3 protein-coding genes and 1 pseudogene are annotated in these 5,650 nt (G+C 58.5%); 1 reads left to right on the forward strand and 3 read right to left on the reverse strand.

The window, feature by feature from the left end; genetic code table 11:
• Positions 1–917, reverse strand: a 917-nt coding sequence (locus Q1W15_RS12700; RefSeq protein ID WP_300728826.1) for a class 1 fructose-bisphosphatase, incomplete at its 3' end; no start/stop codon positions are given.
• A 222-nt stretch (positions 918–1,139) separates the two neighbouring features.
• Positions 1,140–3,587, reverse strand: coding sequence for a glycogen/starch/alpha-glucan phosphorylase (locus tag Q1W15_RS12705; protein WP_300728828.1), 2,448 nt, complete (start codon positions 3,585–3,587; stop codon positions 1,140–1,142).
• A gap of 224 nt (positions 3,588–3,811) precedes the next feature.
• Between Q1W15_RS12705 and Q1W15_RS12710 the strand changes: the two genes are divergently transcribed.
• Positions 3,812–4,246: a YkgJ family cysteine cluster protein gene (locus Q1W15_RS12710; RefSeq protein WP_300728831.1), complete on the forward strand. Its 435-nt coding sequence runs from the start codon at positions 3,812–3,814 to the stop codon at positions 4,244–4,246.
• Positions 4,247–4,780: 534 nt separating this feature from the next.
• On the opposite strand, the pseudogene Q1W15_RS12715 reads toward Q1W15_RS12710, so the two are convergent.
• Positions 4,781–5,650 (reverse strand): annotated as a pseudogene (locus Q1W15_RS12715) (translational GTPase TypA); the annotation flags it as partial.

A 5,650-nucleotide genomic window follows, 5' to 3' on the forward strand; every position in this document is an offset into this window, starting at 1 on the left:
AGGATGCGCTGGTGGCCGTCGGTGGACGCGCCGCCTGCTTGCTCGACCAGGAACGACATCGGGTTGGCTTCGTACATCAGGCGCAGTTTGCCCGGCTTGGACGGCTCGCGCGCGTCGCGCGGGTACATGAACAGGCCGCCACGGGTGAGGATACGGTGCACGTCGGCCACCATGGAGGCGATCCAGCGCATGTTGTAGTTCTTCTTCAACGGGCCTTCCTCGCCAGCGGTCAGCTCGCTGACGTAACGCTTGACCGGGGCTTCCCAGTGGCGCTGGTTGGACATGTTGATGGCGAACTCGGCGGTGGTTTCCGGGATGCTGATGTTCTCGTGGGTCAGCACGAAGCTGCCCATTTCGCGGTCCAGGGTGAAGCCCTTGACGCCGTTGCCCAGGGTCAGGATCAGCATGGTCTGCGGGCCGTAGATGGCGTAGCCGGCGGCGACCTGCTCGGTGCCCTTCTGCAGGAAAGCCTGCTCGTTGAGGCTGTCGTTCTGGGTCAGGTACTCGGTTGGGCAGCGCAATACCGAGAAGATGGTGCCGACCGAAACGTTGACGTCGATGTTCGACGAGCCGTCCAGCGGGTCGAATACCAGCAGGTAGGCGCCTTTGGGGTACTGACCCGGGATCTGGTAGGCATTGTCCATTTCCTCGGACGCCATGCCGGCCAGGTGACCGCCCCATTCGTTGGATTCCAGCAGGATGTCGTTGGACAGAACGTCGAGCTTCTTCTGCACTTCGCCCTGCACGTTCTCAGTGCCCATGCTGCCCAGCACTCCGCCCAGGGCGCCCTTGGATACAGCGTGGCTGATCTCTTTGCATGCGCGCGCCACCACTTCGATAAGGAAGCGCAGATCGGCAGGGGTCTTGTTGCTGCGGGTCTGCTCGATCAAATAGCGACTCAGGGTAACGCGGGACATGTAAGGCTCCGAACAAGGGGGAGGGGGCGAAAAACCCGCGCAGTTTAACGCGTGTTGCGGTGCAAATCTTCTAAACAGACTGAGAACTGGCCGAACGGGGTCAGCTGAACCCTTAAATCAACTGAAAAGCCTGCACTGGCCACCCTATTTGCTCAACAAGCCTGGCACACCGTAGCCGTTGCCAGGCTTTGCGTCCGATCAGCGCCCACGAAAGGTGTTGGGTTACAGCGCTTTCCAGATATCCGTCGCGTACTCGCGGATGGTGCGGTCCGATGAGAACCAACCCATGCGCGCGGTGTTCAGCACTGCCGCGCGCCACCATGCGTCTTGGTCATGCCACAGTTGTTCAACGCGCATTTGGGCATTCCAATAGGCATCAAAGTCGGCGCACACCAGAAAACGGTCGTGATCGATCAACGAATCCACCAGCCCGGTGTAACGCGTCGGGTCATCGTGGGAGAACACACCGCCGCGAATCGCCTGCAGCACGTCATTAAGACGATGGGACGCCGCCACATCCGCCCCCGCATGAAACTCGCCTGCGCCCTTACGGGCTTCAACCTGCTGCGCGCTGAGACCGAAGATAAACATATTGTCCGCCCCGACCCGCTCGCACATTTCAACATTGGCACCGTCCATCGTGCCGATGGTCAACGCCCCATTGAGGCCGAACTTCATATTGCTGGTGCCCGAAGCCTCATAGCCCGCGGTGGAGATCTGCTCGGACAAGTCCGCTGCCGGAATGATGCTTTCGGCCAGGCTGACGTTGTAGTTGGGAATAAACACCACCTTGAGCAACCCGCGCACGGTCGGGTCGTTGTTGACGGTGCGGGCAATATCGTTTGCCAGCTTGATGATGAGTTTGGCCTGTTGGTAACTGGCCGCAGCCTTGCCCGCAAAGATTTTTACCCGCGGCGCCCACTGCTTGCCCGGCTCGGCTCGAATCGCCTGGTACAACGCCACGGTGTGCAGCACGTTGAGCAACTGACGCTTGTACTCGTGGATGCGCTTGACCTGCACATCGAACAGGGCTTCAGGGTTGACCACAATGCCCAAACGCTCATGGATCAACGCCGCCAGGGTGACTTTGTTCTGCAAGCGTTGCGCCGCGAACTGGCGACGAAAATCGGCTTGCTCGGCAAACGGTTCCAGCTCGATCAGCCTGTGCTCCGGATCGTCCTGTAACGACGGCCCGAGGGCCTTGACCAGCATCGCCGTCAACGGCGGGTTGGCCTGGTACAACCAGCGGCGGAACGTAATGCCGTTGGTCTTGTTATTAATGCGGTCCGGGTACAGCTGGTGCAACTCGGCAAACACCGTGCTGCGCATCAACTGTGTGTGCAGCCCTGACACACCATTAACGCTGTGTGACCCCAGAAATGCCAGGTTGCCCATGCGCACACGGCGACCGTTGTCTTCTTCAATCAGCGACACCGCCCGCAGCACGTCAAAGTCATGGATACCATTGGCCCGTAGGGCATCGATGTGATGCGCATTGATCAGGTAAATGATCTGCATATGACGCGGTAACAGCCGTTCCATCAGCCCGACGGGCCAGGTTTCCAGCGCTTCAGGCAGCAGCGTATGGTTGGTGTAAGACAGCGTATCAACGGTGATTTGCCACGCCACGCCCCACTCGACGTGGTGTTCATCGACCAGAATGCGCATCAACTCAGCCACGGCAATCGAAGGGTGAGTGTCATTGAGCTGGATCGCGACATGCTCGGCCAGGTTCAGCAGCGTGTCATGAACGTGCAGGTGTCGTCGCAACAAGTCCTGCAGCGAGGCCGAGACAAAGAAGAATTCCTGGCGCAACCGCAGCTCCTGCCCCGCCTCGTTGCTGTCCGCCGGGTACAACACGCGGGAAATGCTTTCCGCACGCACCACTTCGGCCACGGCCCCCAAATGGTCACCCGCATTGAAGCGTCCCAGGTTTAAATCGTGCAACGCCCGGGCCCGCCACAGGCGCAAGGTGTTAACACTTGCCCCGCGCCATCCCACAACCGGCGTGTCATAGGCCACCGCCCGTACGGTCTCGCCCGGCCACCACACCTGGCAAGCCTGGCCGTGTTCATCCTGCCGGGTTTCCACCGAACCGCCGAAGCCGACGGAGTACAACACTTCAGCGCGTTCGAACTCCCACGGGTTACCAAAGTCGAGCCAGTTCTCAGTTTGCTCCTGCTGCCAGCCGTCAACGATGCTCTGGCGGAATAACCCGTGCTCGTAGCGAATGCCATACCCGTGGGCGGCAATGCCCAAGGTCGACATACTTTCCATAAAGCACGCGGCCAGCCGGCCCAAACCACCGTTGCCCAGGGCCGCATCGGGCTCCAGCAGGCGGATGCGCTCCAGGTCCACGCCCAGCTCGGTCATCGCCTCGCGCGCCACCTCCAGCAGCCCGAGGTTGCTAAGGCTGTCATAAAGCAGGCGACCAATCAGAAACTCCAACGACAGGTAATAGACCCGCTTCTGATCCTTGCGATAAATCTGCCGGGTATGGTCCATCCAATGCTCGACCATATGATCGCGCGCGGCCAAGGCAATGGCTTCAAACCAGTCATGGTCAAAGGCGTGATCCGGGTCCTTGCCCACTGCGTAAGTGAGTTTGGCCAGCACAGACGCGCGGAAGGCGGCGACCTCTGCTTCTCGTACAAGCGGTTCCTGAGACATCGATGCAACCTCGGGCGAGAGAGTAGGAGTGGCTAGAGCCTAGTTGGTCTGACAGCGCTAGCCGCTCGGGTTCAAGAGTTTTTGCTCAACGGTTACTGGCCAGAGGTTGATGCAGGGGCCGTGCCGAACCGCCACTGGGCTGAAAGCAACAAAATCGTGTTCAAAAAAACATCAATCCCGGTATGATCGCGCGCCCGGAACACCCGCCCCCTCTTGGATACCTGATGAAGCCTCAACTGATCGCCGCCGCGGAACTCGACCGTCTCGAAACGTGGCAGAAATACTCCAGCCATATGTGCGGCGGCTGCGTGTCCAGCTGCTGCACCTTGCCGGTTGAGGTGAAAATCAAGGACTTGATCCGTATCGGCATCGTCGACGAATTCGAACGCGGCGACCCGCCCAAGAACATCGCCAAGCGGTTGCAAAAGGAAGGGATCGTAGAGCGTTATAACGCGAAATCCGAGATCTTTACCTTGCAGCGCATGAGCAACAACGATTGCCTGTATTTGGACCGCAAAAGCCGTTTCTGCACGATTTATGACACCCGCCCGGACACATGCCGCAACCACCCCAAGATCGGTCCACGCCCTGGCTATTGCGCTTACAAGCCCAAAGAAGTGGTGCGTGACACAAATGTGCGCACGCTAGAGCGCTTCTAACCCCCGTAGGAGCGAGCTTGCTCGCGATCTTTTGATCTGGCTTTTGATCTGAGGGGCCCCTTAAACCACGCTGGCCGAACACAGCAAGGCTTGTAGGAACGAGCTTGCTCGTGATCTTTTGACCTTTAAAAGACCGCGAGCAATCGAGTATCGACCGACTACGCCTACGCGTGAACACCGTGTTTTTGATCTGAGGGCCCCCTTAAACCACGCTGGCCGAACGCAGCAAGGCCTGTAGGAACGAGCTTGCTCGTGATCTTTTGACCTTTAAAAGATCGCGAGCAATCGAGTATCGACCGACTGCGCCTACGCGTGAACACCGTGTTTTTGATCTGGTTTTTGATCTAAAGGGCCCCCTTAAACCACGCTGGCGAACGCAGGTTTTGCGCAGTGGCTAACCCGGCAGGACGCCGGGTTAGCCGCGACACGGCCGGGGCCGGCCCCTCCTACCGTCGAAAGAGTCGAACGCCGGGCATAAAAAAACGCCCCCGACCGCAAGGTCGGGGGCGTTTTTGTAACCGCTAACTAAGTGACTTAGTTTTTGGCCTTTTTGGCAGCGCGGGTACGCTCGCCTTCGTCCAGGATCTTCTTGCGAAGACGGATGGACTTAGGTGTCACTTCACACAGTTCGTCGTCCTGGATGAATTCCAGAGCCTGTTCCAGGGTGAAGCGAACAGGTGGAACCAGTGCGATGGTTTCGTCTTTACCCGAAGCACGCATGTTGTCGAGCTTCTTGCCCTTGGTAGGGTTAACGCCCATGTCGTTGTCACGGCTGTTCAGACCAATGATCTGACCGTTGTAGATCTCTTGACCGTGCTCAACAAACAGCTTGCCGCGTGCTTGCAGAGTTTCCAGGGAGTAGGTCAGTGCCTTGCCGGTCTCAACCGATACCAGAACACCGTTCTGACGGCCGGACATGTGGCCCGACTTCATGGTGTCGTAGCGATCGAAGATCGAGGTCAGGATGCCTGCACCGTTGGTCAGGGTCAGGAACTGGTTACGGAAACCGATCAGACCACGTGCCGGGATGTTGTATTCCAGGCGCACACGACCCTTGCCATCCGGAACCATGTTGGTCAGGTCGCCTTTACGCAGCCCCATCTCTTCCATCACACGGCCCTGAGCATCTTCAGGGATGTCGATGGTCACGTTTTCAAACGGTTCCTGCTTAACACCGTCAACAACGCGGATGATAACTTCTGGACGGCCAACGCCCATTTCGAAGCCTTCACGACGCATGGTTTCGATCAGAACCGAAAGGTGCAGCTCACCACGGCCGGAAACCTTGAACTTGTCAGCCGAGTCGCCTTCTTCAACGCGCAGTGCAACGTTGTACAGCAGCTCTTTGTCCAGACGCTCCTTGATGTTACGGGAGGTCACGAACTTGCCTTCTTTACCGCAGAA

This window comes from Pseudomonas sp., from assembly GCF_030150285.1.
Taxonomy (GTDB): Bacteria; Pseudomonadota; Gammaproteobacteria; order Pseudomonadales; family Pseudomonadaceae; genus Aquipseudomonas.

Bases quoted from the DNA above. Each gene is read 5' to 3' on its own strand.
- Q1W15_RS12710 (WP_300728831.1), top strand. From the start codon at position 3,812: ATGAAGCCTCAACTGATCGCCGCCGCGGAACTCGACCGTCTCGAAACG.
- Q1W15_RS12705 (WP_300728828.1), bottom strand. From the start codon at position 3,587: ATGTCTCAGGAACCGCTTGTACGAGAAGCAGAGGTCGCCGCCTTCCGC.